General features: G+C 65.5%; 22 protein-coding genes. 4 read left to right on the top strand and 18 right to left on the bottom strand.

Annotated elements, in window-relative coordinates; all coding sequences use genetic code 11:
- Window positions 1–10 precede the first annotated feature (10 nt).
- Complete coding sequence (orn, locus tag ACGTNF_RS14045; protein WP_016856102.1) at window positions 11–604, bottom strand: oligoribonuclease; 594 nt, start codon at window positions 602–604, stop codon at window positions 11–13.
- Between the two features lie 84 nt (window positions 605–688).
- Here orn and rsgA point away from each other — a divergent pair, with 84 nt between their 5' ends.
- The 3 genes from rsgA (at window position 689) to asd (ending at window position 3,616) form a co-directional block, all read left to right on the top strand.
- Complete coding sequence (gene rsgA / locus ACGTNF_RS14050; RefSeq protein WP_152478335.1) at window positions 689–1,723, top strand: small ribosomal subunit biogenesis GTPase RsgA; 1,035 nt, start codon at window positions 689–691, stop codon at window positions 1,721–1,723.
- A 73-nt stretch (window positions 1,724–1,796) separates the two neighbouring features.
- The gene (locus tag ACGTNF_RS14055; RefSeq protein ID WP_394602210.1) at window positions 1,797–2,627 is read left to right on the top strand and encodes a sulfurtransferase; all 831 of its coding nucleotides are present in this window, start codon (window positions 1,797–1,799) and stop codon (window positions 2,625–2,627) included.
- Window positions 2,628–2,779: 152 nt separating this feature from the next.
- The gene (gene asd / locus ACGTNF_RS14060; protein WP_394602211.1) at window positions 2,780–3,616 is read left to right on the top strand and encodes an archaetidylserine decarboxylase; all 837 of its coding nucleotides are present in this window, start codon (window positions 2,780–2,782) and stop codon (window positions 3,614–3,616) included.
- Window positions 3,617–3,730: 114 nt separating this feature from the next.
- On the opposite strand, the gene ACGTNF_RS14065 is transcribed toward asd, so the two are convergent.
- From ACGTNF_RS14065 to ACGTNF_RS14095, 7 genes are all read right to left on the bottom strand, one after another.
- Window positions 3,731–4,120: a hypothetical protein gene (locus tag ACGTNF_RS14065; protein ID WP_152478332.1), complete on the bottom strand. Its 390-nt coding sequence runs from the start codon at window positions 4,118–4,120 to the stop codon at window positions 3,731–3,733.
- A 102-nt stretch (window positions 4,121–4,222) separates the two neighbouring features.
- Window positions 4,223–4,603 (bottom strand): hypothetical protein, encoded by a 381-nt coding sequence (locus ACGTNF_RS14070; RefSeq protein WP_394602212.1) that lies wholly within the window; start codon window positions 4,601–4,603, stop codon window positions 4,223–4,225.
- 9 nt (window positions 4,604–4,612) lie between these two features.
- Window positions 4,613–4,738 carry a hypothetical protein gene (locus tag ACGTNF_RS14075; RefSeq protein ID WP_394602213.1) on the bottom strand — a complete coding sequence of 42 codons (126 nt, stop codon included), beginning with the start codon at window positions 4,736–4,738 and terminating at the stop codon, window positions 4,613–4,615.
- A 162-nt stretch (window positions 4,739–4,900) separates the two neighbouring features.
- Entirely contained in the window at window positions 4,901–5,644 is a 744-nt protein-coding gene (locus ACGTNF_RS14080; RefSeq protein ID WP_394602214.1) for a hypothetical protein, read from the bottom strand.
- Window positions 5,645–5,908: 264 nt separating this feature from the next.
- Window positions 5,909–7,042, bottom strand: a complete 1,134-nt coding sequence (locus ACGTNF_RS14085; RefSeq protein ID WP_394602215.1) for a hypothetical protein — start codon at window positions 7,040–7,042, stop codon at window positions 5,909–5,911.
- 127 nt (window positions 7,043–7,169) lie between these two features.
- Complete coding sequence (locus ACGTNF_RS14090; protein WP_394602216.1) at window positions 7,170–7,913, bottom strand: hypothetical protein; 744 nt, start codon at window positions 7,911–7,913, stop codon at window positions 7,170–7,172.
- A gap of 71 nt (window positions 7,914–7,984) precedes the next feature.
- A complete protein-coding gene (locus ACGTNF_RS14095) occupies window positions 7,985–9,298 on the bottom strand; it encodes a hypothetical protein (RefSeq protein ID WP_394602217.1) in 1,314 nt (437 codons plus the stop codon).
- Here ACGTNF_RS14095 and ACGTNF_RS14100 point away from each other — a divergent pair.
- Complete coding sequence (locus tag ACGTNF_RS14100) at window positions 9,266–9,586, top strand: hypothetical protein (RefSeq protein ID WP_394602218.1); 321 nt, start codon at window positions 9,266–9,268, stop codon at window positions 9,584–9,586. The genes ACGTNF_RS14095 and ACGTNF_RS14100 overlap by 33 nt on opposite strands.
- Window positions 9,587–9,602: 16 nt before the next feature.
- Here ACGTNF_RS14100 and ACGTNF_RS14105 read toward each other — a convergent pair whose 3' ends face one another.
- From ACGTNF_RS14105 to ACGTNF_RS14150, 10 genes are read right to left on the bottom strand one after another with little or no spacing between them, the layout of a single operon-like run.
- Window positions 9,603–9,992, bottom strand: a complete 390-nt coding sequence (locus tag ACGTNF_RS14105) for a hypothetical protein (protein ID WP_394602219.1) — start codon at window positions 9,990–9,992, stop codon at window positions 9,603–9,605.
- A complete protein-coding gene (locus ACGTNF_RS14110) occupies window positions 9,989–11,215 on the bottom strand; it encodes a LysM peptidoglycan-binding domain-containing protein (protein WP_394602220.1) in 1,227 nt (408 codons plus the stop codon). The genes ACGTNF_RS14105 and ACGTNF_RS14110 overlap by 4 nt, the downstream gene beginning before the upstream one ends.
- Window positions 11,215–12,069 (bottom strand): DUF4123 domain-containing protein, encoded by an 855-nt coding sequence (locus tag ACGTNF_RS14115; RefSeq protein WP_394602221.1) that lies wholly within the window; start codon window positions 12,067–12,069, stop codon window positions 11,215–11,217. Before ACGTNF_RS14115 ends, ACGTNF_RS14110 begins: the two co-directional genes overlap by 1 nt.
- A 15-nt stretch (window positions 12,070–12,084) precedes the next feature.
- Complete coding sequence (locus ACGTNF_RS14120; RefSeq protein ID WP_394602222.1) at window positions 12,085–14,190, bottom strand: type VI secretion system Vgr family protein; 2,106 nt, start codon at window positions 14,188–14,190, stop codon at window positions 12,085–12,087.
- Window position 14,191: 1 nt separating this feature from the next.
- Window positions 14,192–14,479: a type VI secretion system PAAR protein gene (locus tag ACGTNF_RS14125; RefSeq protein ID WP_046079160.1), complete on the bottom strand. Its 288-nt coding sequence runs from the start codon at window positions 14,477–14,479 to the stop codon at window positions 14,192–14,194.
- A 28-nt stretch (window positions 14,480–14,507) separates the two neighbouring features.
- Window positions 14,508–15,122, bottom strand: a complete 615-nt coding sequence (locus ACGTNF_RS14130) for a GNAT family N-acetyltransferase (RefSeq protein WP_394602223.1) — start codon at window positions 15,120–15,122, stop codon at window positions 14,508–14,510.
- The gene (gene tssM, locus ACGTNF_RS14135) at window positions 15,106–18,759 is read right to left on the bottom strand and encodes a type VI secretion system membrane subunit TssM (RefSeq protein ID WP_394602224.1); all 3,654 of its coding nucleotides are present in this window, start codon (window positions 18,757–18,759) and stop codon (window positions 15,106–15,108) included. Before tssM ends, ACGTNF_RS14130 begins: the two co-directional genes overlap by 17 nt.
- A gap of 46 nt (window positions 18,760–18,805) precedes the next feature.
- A complete protein-coding gene (gene tssA / locus ACGTNF_RS14140; protein ID WP_394602225.1) occupies window positions 18,806–20,254 on the bottom strand; it encodes a type VI secretion system protein TssA in 1,449 nt (482 codons plus the stop codon).
- 13 nt (window positions 20,255–20,267) lie between these two features.
- Entirely contained in the window at window positions 20,268–20,960 is a 693-nt protein-coding gene (vasI, locus tag ACGTNF_RS14145; protein WP_394602226.1) for a type VI secretion system-associated protein VasI, read from the bottom strand.
- Entirely contained in the window at window positions 20,957–22,543 is a 1,587-nt protein-coding gene (locus ACGTNF_RS14150) for a sigma-54 interaction domain-containing protein (protein ID WP_394602227.1), read from the bottom strand. The genes vasI and ACGTNF_RS14150 overlap by 4 nt, the downstream gene beginning before the upstream one ends.
- Window position 22,544 lies beyond the last annotated feature (1 nt).

Here is a 22,544-nt window from a genome sequence, read left to right on the forward strand (position 1 = left end):
GACGAACCGCTTACTCTTCCTCGTCGCCGTCCTCGTCCTCGAGGCGCAGGAAGGTCTGGCGATAGTGCGACAGCTCGGCGATCGATTCCTTGATGTCGTCCATCGCCAGGTGGACGTTGCGCTTGCTGAAGCCGACCAGCGCGCCCGGATTCCAGCGCTTGGCCAGCTCCTTGACGGTCGAGACGTCCAGGTTGCGGTAGTGGAAGAAGGCCAGCAGCTCGGGCATCTCGCGCTCGAGGAAGCGACGGTCCTGGTGGATGCTGTTGCCGCACATCGGCGAGCTGCCCGGCGCCACGTGCTCGCGCAGGAACGCCAGCGTCTCCTGCTCGGCCTTGGCGGTGTCGACGGTGCTGGCCTTGACCCGCGAGACCAGCCCCGAGGCGCCGTGGGTCTTCTGGTTCCAGTCGTCCATGCCCTCGAGCAGGGCATCCGGCTGATGGACGGCGATCACCGGCCCCTCGGCGACCACGTTGAGCTCGGCGTCGGTGACCAGGGTGGCCACCTCGATGATGCGTTCGCGGTTCGGGTCGAGCCCGGTCATTTCCAGGTCGATCCACACCAGGCGCCGGGTGCGCGGATCCTGGGCATCTTGGTTCGCGGCCATGGGACGTTCCTTGATCGTGCGGCCGGCGACAGCCGGCCCCGTTGATGAGTACAATGCCGCCATTGTACCGACCTTCGGGCCCTCATGAGCAAACGCAAGTTGACCCGCCAGCAGCGCTGGCGCATCGAGAAGATCCAGGCCGAACGCGCCAAGCGCGCCGAGAAGCGCGGCCAGCAGGATGCCGACAAGCTCGACGCCGGCGAATACGGCGCCGAACAGCCCGGGCGGGTGATCGCCCACTTCGGCCGCACCCTGGACGTGCGCCCGGAGGGCGACGGCGACCCGGTGCGCTGCCACCTGCGCGCCAACCTGGAGGGGCTGGTCACCGGCGACCGGGTGATCTGGCGTGCCGGCGAGGACGGCAGCGGCGTGGTGGTGGCCCGCGGCGAGCGCGCAAGCGTGCTCGAGCGCCCCGACCCCCGGGGCCAGCTCAAGCCGGTGGCGGCCAACATCGACCAGATCCTGATCGTGTTCGCCGTGGAGCCCGAGCCCCACGCCAACCTCATCGACCGCTACCTGGTGGCCGCCGAGGCCACCGGCATCGCGCCGGTGCTGGTGCTCAACAAGGCCGACCTGCTGCCCGAGAACGGCGGCGAGCTCGGCGCGCTGCTGGAACGCTACGCGGCGCTGGGCTATCCGGTGGTGACCACCACCACCGCCCGCGACGGCGGCCTGGACGCCCTCCATCGGCGGCTGGCCGGGCGCACCTCGGTGTTCGTCGGCCAGAGCGGGGTCGGCAAGTCCTCACTCATCGACCGCCTGCTGCCGGACGAGGAACTGCGCATCGGCGCGCTGTCGGAGGACTCGCGCAAGGGCCGCCACACCACCACCACCGCCCGCCTCTACCGCTTCGCCCCGGGCGAGCGGGACGCCGATGGGGCCGGCGAGCTGATCGACTCCCCCGGCATCCGCGAGTTCGGCCTGATCCACCTGGACGAGGCTCAGGTCGCCGAGGGCTTCATCGAGTTCCGCGAGCACCTCGGTCGCTGCCGCTTCCGCGACTGCCGCCACCGCAAGGAGCCGGGCTGCGCGCTGCTGGCCGCCGTCGAGAGCGGCGAGATTCACGCCGACCGCTTTGCCAGCTACCGCCGTATCGTCGATAGTCTCGAAGAGAGCTGAAAGAACAACGGCATGCCCGAGCCGGGCGGATTCAGGCCAGGACGTCTAGGCCAGAACGATCAAGGAGAGCCCCATGAGTTCAGAAGACAACCTGCTGCCGCTGATCGTCGAGCCCGAGCGGCTCGAGGCGCAGCTGGACGCCCCTTCGCTGCTGATCATCGACGTGCCGCTGAAGGCCGAGAGCCATGAGCGGGGCCACGTGCCCGGCGCCGTCTATCTGGACCCCAAGCGGCTGCTGCGCGGCGAGGGCGACGTGCCCAACGAGGCGCCGGACGCCGAGGCGCTGTCGGCGCTGTTCTCGTCGCTGGGGCTGACCCGGGACACCCACGTGGTGGCCTACGACGACGAGGGCGGCGGCTGGGCCGGCCGGCTGCTGTGGACCCTGGAGCTGATCGGCCACACCCGCTACTCCTACCTCAACGGCGGCATCCACGCCTGGCGCGCCGCCGGGCTGCCGACCTCCACCGAGACCAGCGCCCCCGCGCCGAGCGACTATCGGGCCGAGATCCTCCACCCCGAGGTGGCCATCGACCGCGTCGAGCTGGCCGAGCGCCTGGGCGAGAAGGGCTTCGCGATCTGGGATGCCCGCACCCGCGCCGAGTACGACGGCGAGAAGGGCGACAACAAGCGCCTCGGCCACATCCCCGGCGCGGTGAACCTGGACTGGCTCGACGCCATGGACAAGGCGCGCGACCTGCGCATCCGCGACTACGCGGAGCTCATCACCGAGCTCGAGACGCTGGGCCTGACGCCGGACATGGAGGTGGTCACTCACTGCCAGACCCACCACCGCAGCGGCCTCACCTGGCTGGTGGGCAAGGCGCTCGGCTTCGAGAAGATGCGCGCCTATCCCGGCTCCTGGAAGGAATGGGGCAACCGCGACGACACGCCGATCGAGAAATAAACGGCAAGACGCGGCGGCGCCGCTTGAAGCAGGCCGCCTGCGGAAGGAAGACCGGCGCGTCGCGCCTTGGAGAGGGAAGACAGCCCCGTCGCTGCCTTGCTTCTTCGCTCCTTCCTCTGATCACTCATGCAACCGACCGGAACGTTCCCTTCGTGACCCCAGCCAAGCTGTTCGCCCTGATCCAGTATCCCCTGCCCCACCACCTGCTCTCGCGGCTGATCGGCCGGCTCGCCGACTGCCGGGTGTCCTGGGTCAAGGACCTCGCCATTCGCGCCTTTATCCGCCAGTTCAAGGTGGACATGGGCGAGGCCCACCAGCCGGACCCGAGCGCCTATCCGAGCTTCAACGCGTTCTTCACCCGGCCGCTGAAGGACGGCGCCCGCCCCATCGGCGAGGGGCTGGTCTCGCCGGCCGACGGCACCCTCTCGCAGTTCGGGCGCCTCGAGCACGGCCGGCTGATCCAGGCCAAGGGCCACCACTTCACCGCCGCCGACCTGCTGGGCGGCGACCTGGAAGCCGCCGGGCGCTATCGCGACGGCAGCTTCGCCACCGTCTATCTCTCGCCCAGCGACTACCATCGCGTGCACATGCCGGTGGCCGGCACGCTCCGGGAGATGGTCTACGTGCCGGGCCGGCTGTTCTCGGTCAACGCCGCCACCACCCACCACGTGCCCAACCTCTTCGCCTGCAACGAGCGCCTGGTGTGCCACTTCGACACCGAGCACGGCCCCATGGCGCTGGTGCTGGTCGGCGCCATGATCGTCGCCGCCATCGAGACGGTGTGGGCCGGGCAGATCACGCCCCTGCCCCGCAGCGGCGTTCAGCGCATCCGCTTCGACACCCCGGTGCATCTCGAGAAGGGCGAGGAGATGGGCCGCTTCCAGCTCGGCTCCACCGTGGTGATGACCTTCGCCGAGCCGGTCGATTTCAACGGCCTGGATGCGGAACAGACGGTCAGGATGGGTCAGCGACTCGGCGACTTCGGCTGACACCTAGCCCCCGGCTATCGGGTTCACCCTCGAGCCACCCACGAACAGGGCCCACTCAGGTGAGTGGGCCCTGTCGTGTCCGGCCGATCATGTCACATCACGATCGCCAGCGGCTCAGCTCGAGCGCTCCAGCGTGATCTCGACCGGCGAGCGCATGGCCTTCCGCGGCTTGCCCAGGATTTGAACGCCCATGGCGACGATGAAGATCCCCGCGAAGACCGGCGTCGGGATCTTGCCGAAGAAGTGCAGCGCCAGGGTGGCCAGGATGATCGGCACCGTCACCAGCACGATACGAGAATACTTCTTCGCCGCCTCTTCCATCTGGCGAAGATGGCCGGAGAGCGTCTCGCGTGACGCCCCCGCCACGAGATCGTCGGCCCCGCACTTGGGGCACTCGGCCGTCTCGTTGCGCAGCAGGCGCAGCGCATGGCGATGCCGCAGCCCGACCCGTTCCTGGCATGCCGGGCAGACATAGGTGGCGACCTTGATCCCCGAATCCTTCATGATGCGCTTTCCAAGAGATGAATGTGGGCGCCATTGTAACGGCCTTGCGGCGTCGATCGGACAAACCTCGGTAAAACCATCGGCCACCGAGGTTCAAGAGGTTCAGCGCCGTGCATCGTGCTGGTCGGAAGCATCATCCGACGAGGCCGCGGGACGCTCCACGAAACGCACGTTCTTGGTCGGCGCGTGGGCGTAGGCGTTCACGTCTTCGGGCTCGGCGGTGTAGCTGTCTTCATAACCCGGCACCGACTGGGCCATCCGATCGGGGCGGCTGCCCCAGGGGGCGGCGTTCACCTTCTCGTGGTGCTCGTCCCGCAGGCGATTCAGTTCCTTTTCGTCCACCTTGGCGTAGAGATCGCGCCAGTAGGTGGCCGGACGGCCACGCTTGCCGGCTTCGTCGAAGGCTCGAGTGGTCGGGTCGAGATGGCGGAACGGCTCGAGCCGGGGAATGTCCGGCTGTACTGCCCCCTGGTTTCTGCACACCCTACGCAGCTAATGCGGGAGTGCAGAAACCAGGGGGTCATTAAACGGTGGCGGTGCCAGCCGGGGAATACGATCGGCCGTGAAGGCCGTGTCCTCGTACCCTTGCTGTTCTTCCGGCTGCGCAGCATCGCTCATGTTCTGCCTCCTTGCGTGTTCCAACACTCACGCCGGTTCGGCCAAAAGGCACGCTACCGCCGGGCAGACCGCAGCGCACCTTCCCTGGCGGAAATATTGAGTCACCGGCGTCCTTGCAGTGCTGCTTTTGCTTGACTGATAGGTAGTTTTTCAAAACGAAGGCTAAATCGCCATCCCCCCTTCAAAAACCTCCATCTTTCTTTCTACATAAGGAACCTCCGACACCTTCTCCCTTATAAAGGCAACTCGTTTATCCTCTTCACCCTTTTTACAATACAAGGTGCGATATCCGTTCTGTGTAACACCTTCACTTGCATGAAAGGTAAACCGGAGCCCAATCAGCCGACGCTTTCTCCAAAGAGCCACTTCTTCCACATCGAGCCAAGAAGCGCTGCAATGCTCTGCTCCTCTCACAAGTTCCTGGTAACTACTGGCATTACCCATCGACAGTGCAATCAGGCCCAAACCAGCTGGTCCAACTGCACCAAGAACAAAGTAGGGATTAAAGAAGGCAGCCACCAGAACGGCAATGCCAGAGACAATTGCCGTCCACTTCATCACCGGCTTCACCGAATCAATCTGGGGTTTCCACGAGAACATCTCATAGCCTTTATCTGTCAATCGATAAACGACAATAGAGGTTTGGTGAGTCATACTCATGGCAACAGGCACAAGCAAAAAGAACATAACAATGGAAGCTTTCTCAATAAAGCCACCTTCTCCTAAAAAAAAACCCATATAAAACCACAAGCCTGCCATGAAAAACAACATAAAAGAAAAAACTACGTTTGCCACCAAGGTGTTATAGTCACGCACTCGGATCTGCCAGCTCATCACCTCGGGCTCAGCAGTACGTTCCCAAGGCATCTCAGGAACGTAATCTTTCTTTGGCTGAATAAACCACATCACACGAACACCTTTTCAAAGATACTGAATCAAAAATAATTACAAAACAATCAGGGACAGGTACTGATTAGCGCCTTGAAGCACGCTACCGCCGGCAAAACAATCAGGGACAGGTACTGATTAGCGCCTTGAAGCACGCTACCGCCGGGGCAGGCGGCAGTGCGCCTTCCCTGGCGAAAATTGATGGGCACGGCGTCCTTGCCGTGTGATGTATCGTTCAGTGAATCAATGCCTTAGTAAGAGGCAGGAACCACGCTTGCCCCGTCAGGCTGGGAGCGTCGTCTCCTCGGCGTAGACCTCGGCGAAGATGGCGGTGATCGGCCGGTTGGGCTGCTGGGCGTAGCGCCGGCGCACTTCCGCCGAGAGGCGCTCGAGTACCTCGCTGGGCTGGGCCCATTCTTCCTTGGGAATCGGCTGCGACCATTCCTCCAGACTCGCCGGCAGGGTCTTGCGCCCGGCCTTCTGGATGGCGCGGATTTCCCACTCGGCGAGATGGAAGGGAATCGTCCACAGGTCGATGATGTGCCACAGGTACCACATGGAGACCTTGAACAGGCCGATCTCGCCGTCGCGATGGCGACGATGCAGTCGACGGCGAGCGTGATGGAAGGTATGCACGCCCTCGTAGGGCGGATCTTCGGGGCGATGCAGGCCATTCGGATCCTGAATCTCCTCGCGGGTATGCACCTCGTATTCCATGTAGGCCCGCACCGACTCCCACAGCCCCATCGCCAGCGGCCGGCCCGGCTGCTGGAGCTCGACAAAATGCTGCTGCCCCGTCTCGGGATCGATGAAGCCGAGCCCCAGGGCATACTGGCGCTGCACGCCGTACTGGGTCGCGCCCTGTGCCTCGGTGAACCAGGCCGCCACGCTTTCCCACGGCACGACGATCGGCGGCTTGCCGCCGCCCGGCGCGAAGGCTACTTCACGACGCTGACGATGGAAGCGGGTGGGAACATCGTTACGAAACTTGAAATGGTATTGGCATTTTATAAACAACGCCATAAGCAACACCAAAAAACAAAAAACAGAGGTCGTGAGAATACTCACATTAAAAAGTTTCTTAGCAGCCAAGAGAAACACATCGAAACTTTCACCGTATAATCCAGCAGCCCCGCCCCCTATCAATGGCATAAGAAACGCCAGCATCAAATAACCGATAAAAGGAATCCCTAGGGTAAACTGCCAGGTAAAGGGCGTGGGCAGGCTACCGCCCAAGTCCAGATAGGCATCGTTGACCTCGCCGACAGCCTGATTGAAGTCGACGGGCGCCGCTCCCGTGGGCAAGGGCACCGGGGAAAGGTAGATGATCTTGCCTGCAGGGAAAGGAGTGATATCTCCGGCGCGATGGGGCTGAGCCATATCGGGTCTGGGAATTTCAGTTTCTTTGGCAGACATGCGTGAGCCTTGAAGAACGCTGGCGCCAGGGAAGACGACAGCGCGCCTTCACTGGCGAGAATGTGTTGTGCGGTGAGTGTCGACCGGTGCCCCGACAAGTCGATGAGGCTCACCCCAATGTTGCCGCCTACTGAGCAGAAATTTCGTTAACAATCAACTTGCGCTCAAAAAAATCAACACTGGGTGTCACGTTTTTAATGAAACCCAGAACTCTTTCAACGTCGCCCTTATTACAATAAATTTTCTGGTAGCTGGAGTGTGGACCAAAACCATCATCAAAGGTCATCTTTAACCCTATAAGTCGACGTTTATCCCAAAGCACGATTTCTTCAACGGCATCCCAGTCACGATTTTCATGCCTTTCCCCGCGAACCAGGGATTGGTATCCACTAGAATTGCCCATCGACAATGCAATCAAACCAAGGCCCGCCGGCCCAACTGCGCCAAGAATAAAATAAGGATTGAAGAAGGTGGCCACCAGCACGGCAACACCAGAAACTATCGCTGTCCACTTCATCACCGGCTTCACCGAATCGATCTGGGGTTTCCACGATATCTTTTCATAACCTTTATCCGTCAAGCGATAAGCGATAATAGAAGTTTGATGAGACATACTCATCACTATGGGCATCATAAGAACAGACATCACAATTAACAGCATTGAGTTTTCATCAACAACGCCACCACCTTGGAAGTAGACCAGAGCCCATAGAAACCCCCCTACAAGGAGGTAGGTGCCCAAGAAAACCATATTTCCTACAAAAGTATTGTAGTCACGCACCCGAATCTGCCAGCTCATGAGCTCTGGCTCATCGACACGTTCCCAGGGCATCTCAGGCACGTAATTTTTCTTTGGCTGAATAAACCACATCACACAAACACCTTTTCAAAGATACTGAATCAAAAATACTTACATACTAACCGCAACCGTCCCGCATAAATTCAAGCCGGGACCGTCAGATTGAACAGTCGGCCCATCGCTTGCCGAACAGGGGTGTTCTCCGCCGGCTCCAGGGTAAAACCACCCGCATCTGCCTCTGGCTTATAAAACACAAAGTCAGCGCCATTAGGGGAGTTCAGTAGCGCCGCCGGATAATCGATCGACAGCGCAAATTCCGCCTCCGGGGCTTGTACGTCGGCAGGCAGCCAGGCCTGCCAGACACGGGTCTCCTGCGGGCCGTAGTCAGCCAATCCCGGCAGTTCATCGGGCAAGCGCTCAGTTCGATCCTCGAAACTTGAAGCCGACGCCCAGAAGCCCTGGCTCGCATTATGAGAGAGCTTGAGCTTTTCCCCCGCCAGCATCGAGGGCAGCGCAACCTTGAGCCAATACCCTTGATGGACCTGAGCCGGTGCCCGCCCCCGGTAGCCAAGCGTGGTCACCGGCTCCAGGCGTGCCGATGGCTGGTAGAGGGTTTTCAGCAAGGCGCGCCATTCATCAGCTTGGCCTTCATCATCACTTGACCAATGGGGGGAATTCCCCCAACCACTCCGGTAGAGCCAGAGACGAATACCCTCGCGGTGATAATGTCCCGCGATAAAGGAGGAGAAAAGATACACCACCCCGGCGATGGCGAAGACCCAGACTGTCCAAGGTGCCATGATCCAGGCGAAAGCGAACCACCTGCCCAACAGGGCCCCAGCAAACTGAGCGCCTGATAACGCCCCCATAACGCCGCTACTTGCCATTTTCGCTTTTAACGACAAATTCTCTTCCGTGCTTGTAGCGTCTTCTAACTGACCATAAATCTGCCAGGTTTCTATACCAGCACCAATCGCCCCAAAGACCGCCATGCCGGCCGCGCGGGTGGTCAGTTTGGCAGCTGTGCGGGCAAAAGCTACGTTGCCACTCCATCGTTTAACACCCGCGTTGGCCAATCGGGTAGTTACGTCTTCAATCTTCGCCACATGAGACAACGCATGCTTATTCCAGTACGGCATCACCCATAGCGCCATCACCGCATTGGTCGTGTACCCCAAGCCGCTGATCAGGGAGTGCCGGGCATTACTATCCATGCCGTCGCGCTCAATGGTGGCGAGGGTGTTGCCCACGTTCAGCAGGTTCAGCCCGGCGATCAACAGCGGTAGCCCACCGCCATAGCGATTCATCCACCCCCGCATTCGAGCCTGGGCAGCGGCGGCACCTTCCTGAAGCTTGAGCCGATTCTGTTCACGCAACTCATCAAAGCCGAGCGTTTCGCTCGGCCCACCGGAGCTTCCTGCCTGATGAGCGATGAACTGCTTCGGCTCACGGGTCATCAGCTCATCGAGCTCCTGCTGCTGGCCATTGAGATCCTGCAACTGCGCAGCACGATCATGTGGCGCAGCCGGGCGTGCCAGAGCCCCTCTCAGGCCGCGAATGCTGTTTTGACGACGCACGACTTTGCCTCGCCAACGACGGTGGCGGGCCATGAAGTCGCCATCCCGGACCAGTCGGGTGTTCTTGGCCGCATTATCGGGATGCACGAAAGCCGCTTGCATGGTCTGAGAGAGACCCTGGGCGAGGTGCTCGCTGTTGATAGTGGCGCCAGCTCCCACCGGCGGTAGCAACTTATTCCAAAATTTAAAAAACCCAGTCTTTTATCTTGACTGCAAGACCAAATGCCAACAGAAGAGAAACAGCTGGTATATAAGTATACATAGGAAAAACCACAAGGAACTTTATCTTTTTTGGCAACGCGTCAACATCTATTTCCTCAAGGGCACGAGGGAATTTTTTTTTCACAAGCCGCGACTTAGGAAAAAGCAGAAAAACTCCATAAGCCATTCCTCTCCCCATCCCCCACGGCCACACTCCTCTATATCCCCTATTCGGAAAATCAGGACTATCAAAAAAGCCATCCATTTCTTCTAAATACACAAACAAAAGCACAAACCATACCAAAAGTGATAACAGGCTTACCCCCCCTACTGAAAGTATTATAACCCCCAGCACAAACTCAACATCAATCATTTTGAGGTCCCATATATAGATTCACCTACCCACTCTCCACCTTGCTTCATTGCCGCGCCACCTACCTCCCCACCCACGTAGCCACCAGCACCTACCAGTACAACACTGCAAGCAATCGTTCCTATCCCTCCCGTCGGCACTCCCAACGCCAAACAAACTCCACCGGCCACAGCACCAGCAGCAGCACCTCCTGCTGCCCCGCCTGCTACTCCTCCTCCAAATCCAGACCATTCTCTCACTCTGGCAATTTGGCATTCTTCCTCACGCCCTGAAGCACAGGCTTCGCGTATACTCGCCTGGGTGGAAACGGCACTTAATGCAATACCGACATACCCGGCTCGCCCAAGCCACTTGCTTGCGTTGGCAATATTGCCATAGTTATCTGCATAGCCCGGTATGCCGGAGGCGGCGGATCCTGCTTGACGCCAGTGATGGACTGCACTTTTTGTAGAAAGACCTAATGCATGACGAAGATCTGGATGCTCTGGAATGCCAAGCCCCATGCGTGTCACCCGGTCAAGCATAGCATCCAATTCTTTGAATAGGGCTCTTCGCCGAGCGTAAAACTCTTCTCCCCCAACTCGCCCTGTGCGCTCATAGACGCGTTGATACAGAGCTTCTATCTCTCTTAATTTTGATTCAACCATCTGGGCATGCTGCTTCATGCCGGATGCAGTATTACCAATAGCTGCCCCAGCACCGCCTGTGGAAGCCCCTAAAAGATCATAATAATCAACCGTTCTCTGGGCCTCTTCGTAAGTCAGCTCAGCGTTTTTTTCATTCACCTCTTGTGCAATCTGCATCAACAGGTTCTCTTCTTCCGTACACTGGAGGCTTCTCGGGTCACTCAGCACAACGACTTGACCAGGGCTCACGCCATCTTTCAGCCCTGGGTTCAGTCTCTCCAGCATGGCATCGACATCACCGCCAGCTTGACCGGAAAATAGATAATCCTTGAGTTCTTCCATCGTCCGGGGGCTTTTGACAATATGAAATCCAGGCTCCACTTCGTCGACATCGGCGCATGGGCTATCGCCCATAATATCGTCTGGACAGCTATTGTCTCTCACTTCACTGGTGTCAGGGAGAGTTAATAAGTCACCTTCCTGGAGCCGGCTTGGATCATTCAAGGCCGGATTTCTCTCCATGATGGAAGAAATAGAAACCCCTTTCTCCCTGGCAATCCCCGTTAATGTCTGGCCCTGTTTTACTGCATATTCCATTACAGCCCCTCGCCTTCCTGAATGTCATACAGCATCGCCTCGACTTTATCGAGTCGCCTTGCGGGTGGACAGCTTGCATCACCTATCACTTCGCGGCATTCCGTCGACTCAAGTGCATGAGGGTGCCTCAAAAACACCCATATAAACCGTTCTAAATCCGCGGTCTTTTTATAGCCTTCACTTTTTGCGATATCGAAAAGCCTGGATATATCGGACTCCCATGACGCTCCTGATGGAGATCCATTTATCTTATCATGAGCTTCACTAGCAACTTCCTGTACAAAGCGTTCATTCATTTGATGTTTCCATCGCGCCAAGTACTCACCAGTTAAATGCAGCCAGCCTTCCTCTTTTGGTTGAGCAGCGCCTTCCGAAACACCTCCCCGATATACCTCCCACCCATCTCCCACATGAGCAGCCCATTGCGTAACGGGCCCAGAAAAGTCTTTCAGGTCATTTATCTCAAAGACCTGCATTATCGATGACAGCCACTCGGGGGAATAAAACCGCCAATAGGCCATTTGGCCTGAAGGAAGAGTGACGCTTATCAGGCTTTGCAAATGCTTTAGAACATCAGAGAAAGTAGCCGAACTGGTGAAAACAATGCCATTGTCTCGCCATACCTCCGATAGGCTCCATATCTTACTCGCGCTTCCCGGAGCATATAGGCATGGGCTGACGTCAATAGCCTCTTCATGACGCGTCCCATAATAGACAGGACATATCTGTGGTGATTCCTCGTACTCATAGGCCTTTTGCATAGCCTGAAATAGCGCGCCATCGAATAGAACGAACACCGATTCTTGATCAGACCTGTCTTCAGTCAGCGTCTTCAAGGTAGATGAAAGATCCATAGTCGAGCCCCTCCCCTATTTGCACGGGCACGAAGCCAGCGGGCAGCTACCATCGGCTTGCTGATGACACTGAGGACTAAGCAACAACCCTTCTGAGGCCACTTGCTTTAAGCGTTCAGGCTTACCTGGAAATACTGGTGTCATGGTGACGTCATCATGGATTTCTTCTGTCGCCTCCCCCGGCAGGATCGGCGCCTGGGCGCTCTGCCCGGTGCCGCTGCCGGGGCTGCCGCCGGAGTTGATCTTCACGCTCGGGCCGACGATGGTCACCCCGCTGGGGTCGAGCTTCACGAAGCTGCCACCGGCCTTCAAGGTGATCTCGGCGCCGGCCTCGACCACCACCTTCATGCCGGCCTTGTGGTGCACTTCGCTGCCGGCCTCGACCAGCTGGGCGCGGCCGATCTTCTCGTGGCGGGTCTGGCCCACGCTGAGATGGTCGTCGCCGTCGACTTGGGTGCGCCGCTCGCCATGCACGGTGTGATGGTCGTCGCGGTCGATCTCGGTGATGCGGTCGCGCTTCACGGCCAGGTGGCTGTCGCGGCGGATCTCCTCGGTGCGGTCGTTCTCGGTCAGCAGCTCCAGGTCCTTCTGGGCGTGCAGCCAGATCTGCTCCTGGTCGTGCTGGTCCTCGAAGCGCAGCTCGTTGAAGCCCTCGCCCTGGTGGGTCTGGGTGCGCAGCACGGTGCGCGTCTTGTGCTCCGGCAGCGAATACGGCGGCGTATTGACCGCGTGGTAGGTGCGCCCGGTGATCAGCGGCTGGTCCGGGTCGCCCTCCAGGAAGGAGACGATCACCTCGTGGCCGATGCGCGGGATCGCCATCATACCGTAGCCGCCGCCGGCCCAGCCCTGGCTGACGCGTAGCCAGGCGCTGGCGGTTTCGTTGGGCTCGGCGTAGCGGTCCCAGGGGAACTGGCAGCGCACCCGGCCGTGTTCGTCGCAGTGGATCTCTTCGCCCTCGGGGCCGACCACGAAGGCCACCTGGGGGCCGTCGACCCGCGGCTTGGGCCGCGGCGCCGGGCGCCAGGCGACGTCGTCCGGGGTCAGGCTCAGGGTGTTGTAGTAGCGGGTCATGGCCGATTGATCACTGGCCGTGATACCGACGGCGTCCTCTTCCACGGCCTGAGGCTGGTCGCCCTGGTGGACCACCTTGACGACCTGCCAGCCGCGATTGAACTCGGCCACGTCGTGGTCGGCCAGGGTGAAGCGCGCGCCCGGGGTGAGCTCCGGCAGGTCGCTCTCGCCGTCGAGGGTCAGGGCGTCGTGGCGCAGGTGCTCGAGCCGGTGGCGGGTGAAGGCCCGGCCCGAGGCATCGGCCTTGTAGCGGCCCGGGTAGTCGTAGTGCTCGTAGTCCTCGCGCTGGCTGTGCTGTTCCAGCCGCTGGCCCTGTTGGTCGTGCAGCTGCGCATAGGCCGGCTGCTTGAACGAGTAGTCCTTGAGCTGGGCCCGGGCCGGGCGCACCCGGGCGGTCTGGGTCAGCCGCCGCAGGTGGCGCTGGGGCGGCGTGCCGCCGGCGCGGTGATGGTAGCGGCGCTCGCCGAGGCCGGTGAGCACCTGGGGATCGTCGGCGAACACCAGCCGATGGGCGCCGAGGTCGGCGTCCTCGAACTCGTGGAAATAGAACAGCCCTTCCTCGGCGGCCAGGCGCTCGAGGAACTCGAGGTCGGTCTCGCGGTACTGCACGCAGTACTCGCGCTCGGCCGGCTCGCGGGTCACCGCGAAGGCCACGTCGGTCAGGCCGCGCTCCTCGCACAGGGTGTTGAGGATGGTCAGCGGCGAGACGCGCTGGAAGATGCGCGAGTTCTGGCGCAGCGAGAGCCGCCACAGCGAGGGGCGGATCACCACCTCGTAGAAGCTGCGGCGATGGCCGCGGTCGCCGCGGCCGAATTCGGCCACGATGCCGTGGACCCGGCGCTGGGCCACGCCGTCCTGCCACACGGTCAGGCTCGCCGGGCGGTCGAGCAGCGCCTCGGGCGAGAGGTCGGCGGCCCGGCTGGCGAAGCTCACCCGCAGGTGGAAGGGCGCCGAGAGCGCCTCTTCATGGGTGAAGTCGACGACGGCCAGATCGGCGTCCTCGGACCCCGTGAGGCTCAGGGTGAACTGCAGTCCGCTACGGTCGGCCATGTCAGCTGCCCTCCCCGCTGGCGGTGCCGATCACCACGCCGCCGCAGTCCACGGCGTGATCGGTGAGCGCCACCGGCTTGCCGTCGACCAGGATGCTGCCCGAGCCGGCGGCGATGGCGCGCGGGTGGGGGCCGTGGTTGGGCTTGTCGTGGGGCTCCAGCGGATCGCCCAGGCGGGCCACCGGCTTGCCGTCGATCATCGTCGTCGGGCTACCGGCGATCACCGGCGTGGGCGGAAAGCCCTCGTGGTCGGTGCCGAGATCCCCCAGCAATACGAACTTGCGTCCCATGCGTCCTCCTTGCGAGGCGCGCCGCCGCTCAGGCGCCGCGCGTGCGTTCGCGTTGATCGTTCCACTCTACCGGGGCCTCGAAGCTGGCCACGCCGCCGGCGTCCACGTGCATGCGCCGGAATCCCGCCGCCGCCAGGCTGGCCGGGGCGGCGCCCTGCAGCGGCAGTCGGGTCTGCAGCGGCGTGCCCATCAGCTCGCGCCGGGCGGCCAGCAGCAGCCGGGCGCCATGGCCGCGGCCCTGCCACTCCGGGGCGATGAAGAAGAAGCGCAGCTGCCAGGCCGACTCGTCGTCGCGCCGACACACCAGCAGCATGCCGAGCAGCGGGCCGTCGCCGTGGCGCAGCGCCAGCAGCCGGCCCTGCCAGTGCGCGACCCGGTCGCCCTCGCGCTGCAGCCAGAGGCCGCGATGGACCACGAACTCCAGCGAGCGGCGCAGGGTCTCGAGGCGGCTCTCGTCGCGCAGCACCCAGGGGGACAGCCCCTCCTCCTCGGCGCGCCGCGCGGCCTCGAGCAGCAGCGGGATGTCCTCCACGGTGGCCGCCACCAGCCCCGGCGCCGCCTCCGGCGGCGCGGGCTCGGCGGCGGGAGCTTCGACGGGCCGGCTCGGCGACGCGCCCAGCCAGCGCTTAAGCGTCGTCAGCATCGCCCTGCCCTCCTTCGGCGTAGAGCGCCCTGGGCAGGCGGAAGCCCGCCACCAGCGACCGGGTGAAGGGATTGCGCGGCCCGTCGGCGACCAGGCGGTAGCGCATGCTGCCGCCGTCGACCCGGAAGCTGAGCTCCAGCTCGCGCTCGCCGGCGCCGGTCAGTTGGGCCTCGTCGAGCAGGCGGAACCAGGCCCAGGGGCCGTCGCGGCGCAGCGTGCGCGGCGAGCGATTGACCTGGCTCGGCACCAGGGTGACGCGGCTCTCGTTGCTGTCGCGCAGGCCGTTGGGCCAGATCATCGGCACCCGGCGGCTGGCGCCGTGGGCGTAGTCGATCAGCTGGCCGTCGACGCTGATCACGCCGCGGCGCTTGTCGGCGCTGAGGCTCAGCGGCTCCAGGCTGAAGGGCACGTCGAGCACGCCGTCGCGGTTGAGGTAGGCCTCGCGGATGCGCTCGGCGCGCTGCACGGCGTCGAGCACGCCCTGGCGCAGCAGCGAGTCGCCCTCGGCGTTGCGCAGGGCCTCCGGCGCGCCCTCGATGAACGGCTTGAGGTTCTGCTGGTAGAAGGCGTCCAGGGTGCCGTCGGGGGCGAAGAACTCCTCGAAGTCGGCCAGCGACACCTCACGCGACGCCTGGGGCGCCAGCGGATAGCGGCCGGCCAGGCGCTGCTGGAAGGGCACCACGACCTCGTCCATCCACTGGCGCTCCAGATGGCGGATCGCGCTTTCCATCAGCAGCTGCCAGCTCTGGTCGGCCAGGCTCTCGAGCATGCCGCCCACCGGCGCCGGGCTGTCCTCGGCGATGCGCTGCAGCGCCGCGATCGGATCGCCGCCCTGCAGGGAGAGGCGGTCGCGGGCCAGCAGGAAGGCCTGCTGGCCGCGGTCGCCGGCCTCGTCGACCTGGCGCAGGTAGTCGCGCAGGTCGCCGACGGCGTCCTTGATCTCGTCGAGATTGGAGGGGTTGTCGCCACGCGATTCGGTAAGCGCGTTGAGTTCGGCGAAGTGGCGCTCGATCTCGCTGGCCAGGCGGTAGCGCGGCGACTCCTGCAGGGCCTGGCGCGCGGCCTCGTCGTCCGCCGGCAGCTCGGGATAGAGGCGGGTCTGCTGAGACAGCTCGCCCAGCAGGCGATCCAGCGGACGGCTGGCGCCGAGCAGGCCGTCGGCCACCACCACCGCCTGATGGAGGTCGGGCAGCGGCACCAGGCGGATATCGGCCAGGGCCTCGCGCCAGGTGACGTGATAGTCGCTGGCGTAGCGCTCGCGCAGCGCCTCCTGCAGGCGCCGGCGGTCGGCCTCGCTGAAGTCGATGTCGTCGCGCTGGCCGAGCACCCAGGTATCGATCAGCGCCAGCTCGGTGGCCTGATCCAGCCGCTCGAGGAAGTAGCCCTCGAAGCCGTTGCGGGTCAGCAGGCCGGGGATGCGCACCCGCTCGGCCTCGTCGTTGCGGGCCATGAACACCAGACTGAAGGCCGAGCCGACGCTCGAGCGCAGGTCCAGCGGCGCGGCGCTGCCCTGGGAGATGCCGGCCTTGAGCGAGGCATACACGCGCTCGGCCATGGGCTGGCGGGCGAGCTCCTGCTGGGCCGCCTCGATGCTGCCCTCGAGCGGCGCCATGGCATCCCGGGCGCCGGGCGTGCCGGCCTCGGCGTGGCCCGCCAGGTCGGTGTAGGCCAGGGCGTAGTCGAGGTGCGCCAGCAGGCGGCGCTGGACGTCGCCCTGCCCGGGGAAGGCCGCCTGCCAGCGGTCGGCCATGAAGTCGTGCACGCGCTGGGGCTGGCGGCCGCTGGCGTCGGACATCATGCGCAGGATACGCAGCAGCGCCAGCTTGTCGTTGCTGCCGTCCGGCGCGCGGTTCATGTCGTCCATGATGCCGATCATCAGCGCCGGCAGGAACTGCTGTTCGAGCAGGCGCAGGTAGGCGTTGTCGACCTCCACGCCCAGCTCGTGCCCCTGATAGAGGCCCATGTCGGCCAAGAGCCAGGGCCGCGAGCGGTAGTCGCCGAACTCACTCGTTGCGCCGAGCAGGCGGTCCAGCGGCTGGAGCAGCGCGCGGCCGGTGGGATCGTCGCTCTGCCAGTGGCTCGGCCGCACGGCGAGGAAGGCCTCGGCCTTGTCCTCCACCGCGGCCAGCGCCTGGGCGTTCTTCTCGTAGAAGTGGTACCAGCCACCGACCAGGGCCGCCCCGCCGAACAGGCAGGCCAGCGCGCTGGCGCGGCGGAGGCGATGGCGGCGGCGCGCCGCCCGGGCGTTGTCCCCGGCGAGCCCCGACTCCGGATAGATGATGCGGTCGAACAGCTCCTCGGTGAAGAACAGCGCCGAGCTGGTGGCCCGGTGGGCCGGCTGCACGCCGTCGCTCATGCCGTAGCGCCGCGCGGCGGCGTCGACGAAGGGATCCTCCGGCACGCCCTGCTGGTAGACCGAGGTGAAATAGGCGCCCCGCACCATGGCCGCGGTGGAGAAGCGGTCGCTGGACAGCGCCTCGCCGATGAAGCCGAGCAGCACGTCGCGCAGGCCGGCCAGCTGGCGCACGAAGCGGAACACCGCCTCGCGCTCGTCGCGATCGCGGCATTCGGCCAGCAGGGTCGGCAGCGTCTGGTTCAGCCGCTCGAGCATGCCGTCGTAGGCCTCGGCGAACTCCTCCTCCCAAAGGCCCGGCTTGTCGAGGGACGCGGCGGAGAAGGTGAAGCCGAGCGGGGCGCGGCGGGCGGCCCGGGAATAGTGACGGAAGAAGTCGTCGAAGCCGTGCAGCAGGTCCATCTTGCTGAAGGTGACGTAGACCGGCAGGCGGCTGCCGTGGCGCTCCATCAGCTCGCGCAGCCGGGCGCGCAGCAGCGAGGCGTAGGCCTTGCGCACCGCCACCTCGGCGTCGCTGAGCCGCGCCAGGTCGAGCACCAGCACCACGCCGTCCAGCGGCCGACGCGAGCGATGCCGCTCGAGCCAGTCGACGAAGTGATCCCACAGCCGGCTCTCGAGCTCGGCCGGCTCGCCGCCCTGCAGCGCGCCCTGGGTCAAGAGTTCGCCGTCAGGGTCGATCAGCACCGCCTTGTCGCCGATCCACCAGTCGAAGCCCAGGCGGCTGCGCTTGCCCTGGCCGGACGCCTTCATCACGTGGGTCAGGGCGAAGTTCTGCCCCGAGCGGTTGATCAGGCTGGTCTTGCCGGCGTTCTCGACGCCCATCACCAGGTACCAGGGCAGCTTGTAGCGGGCGTTGGCGCCGCCGCCGAGGCTGTCGGTGAGCTCATGCAGGGTGGCGTCCAGGCTCTCCTCCTGACGCTCGACCTGGCCGAGCACCGGGTCCTGCTGACGCTGCGACTCGTGGCGGCGCTCCTCGTCGAGGGCGCGCAGGCGCCGCGCCAGGCGGATGCCCCATACCACCGCCACCACGCCCAGCAGCGCCAGGCTGGCCAGCAGGCGATTGGGCCAGGGCGCCAGCGGGCGGCTGTCGAAGACCTCCCACTGCGGCCCCAGCCACCAGATCGCCACCAGCAGGGCGACCACCAGCAGCGCCCACAGCCAGGCCCCGAGCCGCTTCAGGCCCCTGGCCTTGTTGGCGTGTCCCCGCGCCTGGTTGAGCTGGCTGTCGGCCCGGGACATGCCCGGCACCCAGCGGCTCAGCCCGGCCTTCACTTGTTTCCACATGAGCCTTGCTCCCTCATCCCTGTCGATTCCGTCGGATCGCCGCGTGTCATGCCTCGAGTGCCGCCGCCAGGCGGGCCGGCAGCGCCGGCTCCCAGCCTTCCAGCGCGAGGTTCGCCACGGCGTCCTGCAATGCCTGGTAGTGCTGCCGGGCCAGCGCGGCGAGGCCGGCCTCGTGCAGCAGATCGGCGCTGGCCAGGCGCCAGTAGACGCCCTCGCGGGGCGACGCCGCCGCCGCGAGGCCTTCGTCGAGCACCGCCAGCGCCGGCGCCAGCCCCTCCTCGGCGAGCCGCTCGCGGGCCGTCTCGAGGCCGGCCTGCCAGGGATCGCCGCCGGCCATGGCCGCCGCCGGCGCCCCGGGCCCGGCCACGTCCGTCAGCCAGGTCTGCGTCTCGCCGTCGAGGAAGGCGGTGCCGTCGCTGAAGGTCAGCGCCTCGATGCCCGGCAGGCGGTCGACGAAGCGCGCCGTCTCGTCGCGGATCGCCTCGGCGCAGCGCGGCTGCTCGAGCCGCCGCGCCACCTCGGCGCTCAGCCGATGGCCCTCGAGCCAGTAGGGGCTGAGCGCCAGGCTGTTCTCGATGCGCCGCCAGTCCTCCGGCGTCGGCCGGCCCGCGGCGGCCTCGCGGTACTCGGCGACCCGGTCGGCGGAGACCGGCGCCAGCTCGGTGCGCTGGCCGTCGCGGGTCATCGGCAGGCCCTGGATCGCGTGCCACACCGCGTGGCGACGCAGCCGATAGCCGAGCGCCTCGCCCGGCGACTGCTCGTTGAGGAAGTCGGCCATCTTGAGCAGCGCCTGGCGGTTGCCGCGATCGTTGCCGGACTCGAGCCGTGCCTCCGGGGCCTTCGCCGCGGCGGGCTCGGCCTCGGCGGCCGGCGTGGCCGGCGTGGCCGGCCGGCTCGGCTCGCCACCGCCCTCGGGCGCCGCCGAGGCGCCTACCGCCGACGGCGCCTCGGCGCTGGGCGTGGCCTGATCGAGCAGCCGCGCGAGGTCCGCCAGCGCCTCGTCCGCCAGCTCATGGCCGGCGGCCCGCTCGCGCAGCCGGTCCAGCGCCGCGCGGCAAGCGGCGTGATCCTCGGCGGCGCCGAGGAACTCCAGGCTCCCGGCCAGCGACAGCGCGCGCTGGGTGAACTGCTGGAACAGCTTGGGCCGGGCCCGCTTGCCGCGCGCCCCGGCGAAGGGATAGGCGGCCTCCCACCAGGCGTCCAGCGCGCCGGCCAGCAGCTCCAGCGACAGCGCGAAGCGCGCCGGGTCGCCGTCGTGCTGCAGGCAGTGCAGCAGGTGGCCGAGCACCTTGAGGTCCTTGCCGGTCTCGGACAGCAGCCGCGCGGCGCGGGTCTCGGCGCCGCTCCAGTCGACCGCGCCGTGCTGCAGCGAGCCGACCTTCATCATCTGCTCGTCGAGCCAGTCGAAGTCCTCGTGGTCGGCCACCGGTTCGCCGACGTCCTCGGCGAGGGGCGCGAGCAGCGGCTCGAGCTGATGGGGCTGGGTGATGCGCATGTCGTTGCTCTCCCTACCAGCGGCACATGGCGCGCAGCGGCTCGATCGCCGTGCGCCAGCCATCGAGATCGAAGCGCAGGCCGTCGACGACCGCGGTGTCGCTCGACAGCCGCAGGCGTTCGCCGCCCAGCAGGCGCTTCAGGGTGCCGATGGCCGGCAGCCCGCGCCCGCCGCTGATCACGTGGCCGCCGTCGAGCACCCGCCAGGTCTGGTCGAGGGCGACGCCCTCGCCCTCCAGCCTGAGCGACGCCCGCGAGCCCTCGAGCGGCTCGTGGAGGTGCAGCTGGAAGCGGGTGATGGCGTCGTCGCAGCTGATCACCAGCAGCGGGCGCGGCGGCACCGTGCCCAGCGCCGGGGCGCTCATCAGCACGGTGTCGGCGGTCTCGCGGGTCATCACGCCGACGTCATCGGCGTCGCGCTCGGCCTCCTGGGCGGCCACGGCGCGCCACAGCGGCGAGCGGGTATCCTCCGTCACCGCCACGGGGCGGTCGCGGAACAGGCCGTCGTAGCATTCGAGCCGACCCAGCCGCGAGGGCCGTTCGGCGCAGGCCTCGGCGGCCTGCAGGCGCGACGCCGAGGGGCTGTCCTCGACATCGCCCTGGGCCTGGGTCGCGGCCGGCGCCAGCCCGGCGGCCAGCAGCAGGGCCAGGCCGGCCAGCCGCCGGCACCCGGCGGGCCGAGCGAGGAATCGATCGTTCACGTTCATGGGCTATCCAGTTGCAGCTGTCGGCACTTGTGGGCCAGGGTCCGCTTGGGCAGGCCCAGGCTCTCGGCGGCCAGGGTGCGGTTGCCGTCGAAGCGCGCCAGGCGCTGGCGGATCAGCGTCGCCTCGTAGTCGCGCAGCGCCCGGCGCAGGTCGAAGACGTCGTCCTGCTCGGCCGCCGGCGCGACGGCGTCGGCGGCCTCAGCGTCGAGCGGCATCGCAGGCGCCTCGTCGGGCAGCGCCTCGGGGGCGATGTCCTCGCCGTCGCGGGTCATGACGCAGGCGTAGTCGATCAGGTTCCTGAGCTCTCGCACGTTGCCGGGGAAGTCCCGCGCCTCGAGGGCGCGCAGCACCGCGCGCCCCAGGCCGATGTCCTCGCGGCCCTCGCGCTGGCAGAAATCGTCGACGAAGGCCCGGGCCAGGGCCGGAATGTCCTGGCGGCGCTCGCGCAGCGCCGGCAGCGTGAGCGGGAACTGGCCGAGGCGGTAGTAGAGATCGGCGCGGAAGGCGCCCTCGCGGATGCGCCGATGCAGGGGCTGGTGCGTCGCCGCCACCAGGCGCAGATCGACCCGCCGCTCGCTGTCGCCGCCGAGGGGGCGATAGCGTCCCGACTCCAGCACCCGAAGCAGCTTGGCCTGCAGCGCCAGCGGCATGTCGCCGATCTCGTCGAGGAACAGGGTGCCGCCGTCGGCCTGGCCGAACAGCCCCTCGCGGCTGCGCTCGGCGCCCGAGAAGGCGCCCTTCACGTGGCCGAACAGCTCGGCCTCGAGCAGGCTCTCGGGGATGGCCGCGCAGTTGATCGCCATGAAGGGCCCGTCGCTGCGCGCCGAGACCTCGTGCACGCCGCGCGCCACCAGCTCCTTGCCGGTGCCGGTCTCGCCCTGCAGCAGCACCGCCAGGTGGGTCTCGGCGGCGCGCACCAGCTGCTCGCGCAGCGCGCCGATGGCCGGCGAGTCGCCGAGGATCCGCTGGGCGAGGCGCTCGCCGAGGGTACGGCGCCGCGCGCCGTCGTTGGCCTCGGCCAGCGAGTCGCGCAGCCGCGCCTGGTGGCGACGCTCGTCGCTCTGGCGAGCCAGCCAGGCCCAGAGGCGGCACAGCAGCGCCTCGAAGGCCAGGAAGTCGTCGCACTCGGCCAGCGGCGCGAGGCGCTCGGCGGGGCCCGCCAGGGCCAGCACCCCGAGCCACTCGCGCTTGCCGTCCCGCGCGCGAAGCGGACGCACCGACAGCCGCCAGGCCCCCGGCAGCCCGGCAGTGGCCGCCTGGAAGGCGGGATGATCGAGCCGCAGCCGCGCCTCGCCGAGCCCCAGGTCCATCGGCTCGCCGCGGCGGATGGCGTGGGCATAGGGATGGCGGAAGTCGTCGCAGGCCAGCCAGGCGTCGTCATCGTCCTCGCCCAGCCAGCGGCCGCTGGCGTCGAGGAACAGGCAGCGTGCCCAGGACAGCCCCAGCCGCTCGCGCAGCAGCGCGAGCCCGCGCCGGCGCAGTTCCGCCGGCGAGTGGCCCTCGACCAGCCGCAGCGCCTCGGCCATGCCGGCCAGCGCCGGGGCCTCGGCAGGCGCCGCGTCGAGCACGCCGTGATCGCTCACC

It is taken from the genome of Halomonas sp. B23F22_10, from assembly GCF_043496975.1.
GTDB lineage: Bacteria > Pseudomonadota > Gammaproteobacteria > Pseudomonadales > Halomonadaceae > Halomonas > Halomonas smyrnensis.

Coding starts and splice junctions, on each gene's coding strand:
- orn (WP_016856102.1), bottom strand. CDS start 604: ATGGCCGCGAACCAAGATGCCCAGGATCCGCGCACCCGGCGCCTGGTG.
- rsgA (WP_152478335.1), top strand. CDS start 689: ATGAGCAAACGCAAGTTGACCCGCCAGCAGCGCTGGCGCATCGAGAAG.
- ACGTNF_RS14055 (WP_394602210.1), top strand. CDS start 1,797: ATGAGTTCAGAAGACAACCTGCTGCCGCTGATCGTCGAGCCCGAGCGG.
- ACGTNF_RS14065 (WP_152478332.1), bottom strand. CDS start 4,120: ATGAAGGATTCGGGGATCAAGGTCGCCACCTATGTCTGCCCGGCATGC.
- ACGTNF_RS14075 (WP_394602213.1), bottom strand. CDS start 4,738: ATGAGCGATGCTGCGCAGCCGGAAGAACAGCAAGGGTACGAGGACACG.
- ACGTNF_RS14080 (WP_394602214.1), bottom strand. CDS start 5,644: ATGTGGTTTATTCAGCCAAAGAAAGATTACGTTCCTGAGATGCCTTGG.
- ACGTNF_RS14085 (WP_394602215.1), bottom strand. CDS start 7,042: ATGTCTGCCAAAGAAACTGAAATTCCCAGACCCGATATGGCTCAGCCC.
- ACGTNF_RS14090 (WP_394602216.1), bottom strand. CDS start 7,913: ATGTGGTTTATTCAGCCAAAGAAAAATTACGTGCCTGAGATGCCCTGG.
- ACGTNF_RS14100 (WP_394602218.1), top strand. CDS start 9,266: ATGAGCGATGAACTGCTTCGGCTCACGGGTCATCAGCTCATCGAGCTC.
- ACGTNF_RS14095 (WP_394602217.1), bottom strand. CDS start 9,298: ATGACCCGTGAGCCGAAGCAGTTCATCGCTCATCAGGCAGGAAGCTCC.
- ACGTNF_RS14105 (WP_394602219.1), bottom strand. CDS start 9,992: ATGATTGATGTTGAGTTTGTGCTGGGGGTTATAATACTTTCAGTAGGG.
- ACGTNF_RS14110 (WP_394602220.1), bottom strand. CDS start 11,215: ATGGAATATGCAGTAAAACAGGGCCAGACATTAACGGGGATTGCCAGG.
- ACGTNF_RS14115 (WP_394602221.1), bottom strand. CDS start 12,069: ATGGATCTTTCATCTACCTTGAAGACGCTGACTGAAGACAGGTCTGAT.
- ACGTNF_RS14120 (WP_394602222.1), bottom strand. CDS start 14,190: ATGGCCGACCGTAGCGGACTGCAGTTCACCCTGAGCCTCACGGGGTCC.
- ACGTNF_RS14125 (WP_046079160.1), bottom strand. CDS start 14,479: ATGGGACGCAAGTTCGTATTGCTGGGGGATCTCGGCACCGACCACGAG.
- ACGTNF_RS14130 (WP_394602223.1), bottom strand. CDS start 15,122: ATGCTGACGACGCTTAAGCGCTGGCTGGGCGCGTCGCCGAGCCGGCCC.
- tssM (WP_394602224.1), bottom strand. CDS start 18,759: ATGTGGAAACAAGTGAAGGCCGGGCTGAGCCGCTGGGTGCCGGGCATG.
- tssA (WP_394602225.1), bottom strand. CDS start 20,254: ATGCGCATCACCCAGCCCCATCAGCTCGAGCCGCTGCTCGCGCCCCTC.
- vasI (WP_394602226.1), bottom strand. CDS start 20,960: ATGAACGTGAACGATCGATTCCTCGCTCGGCCCGCCGGGTGCCGGCGG.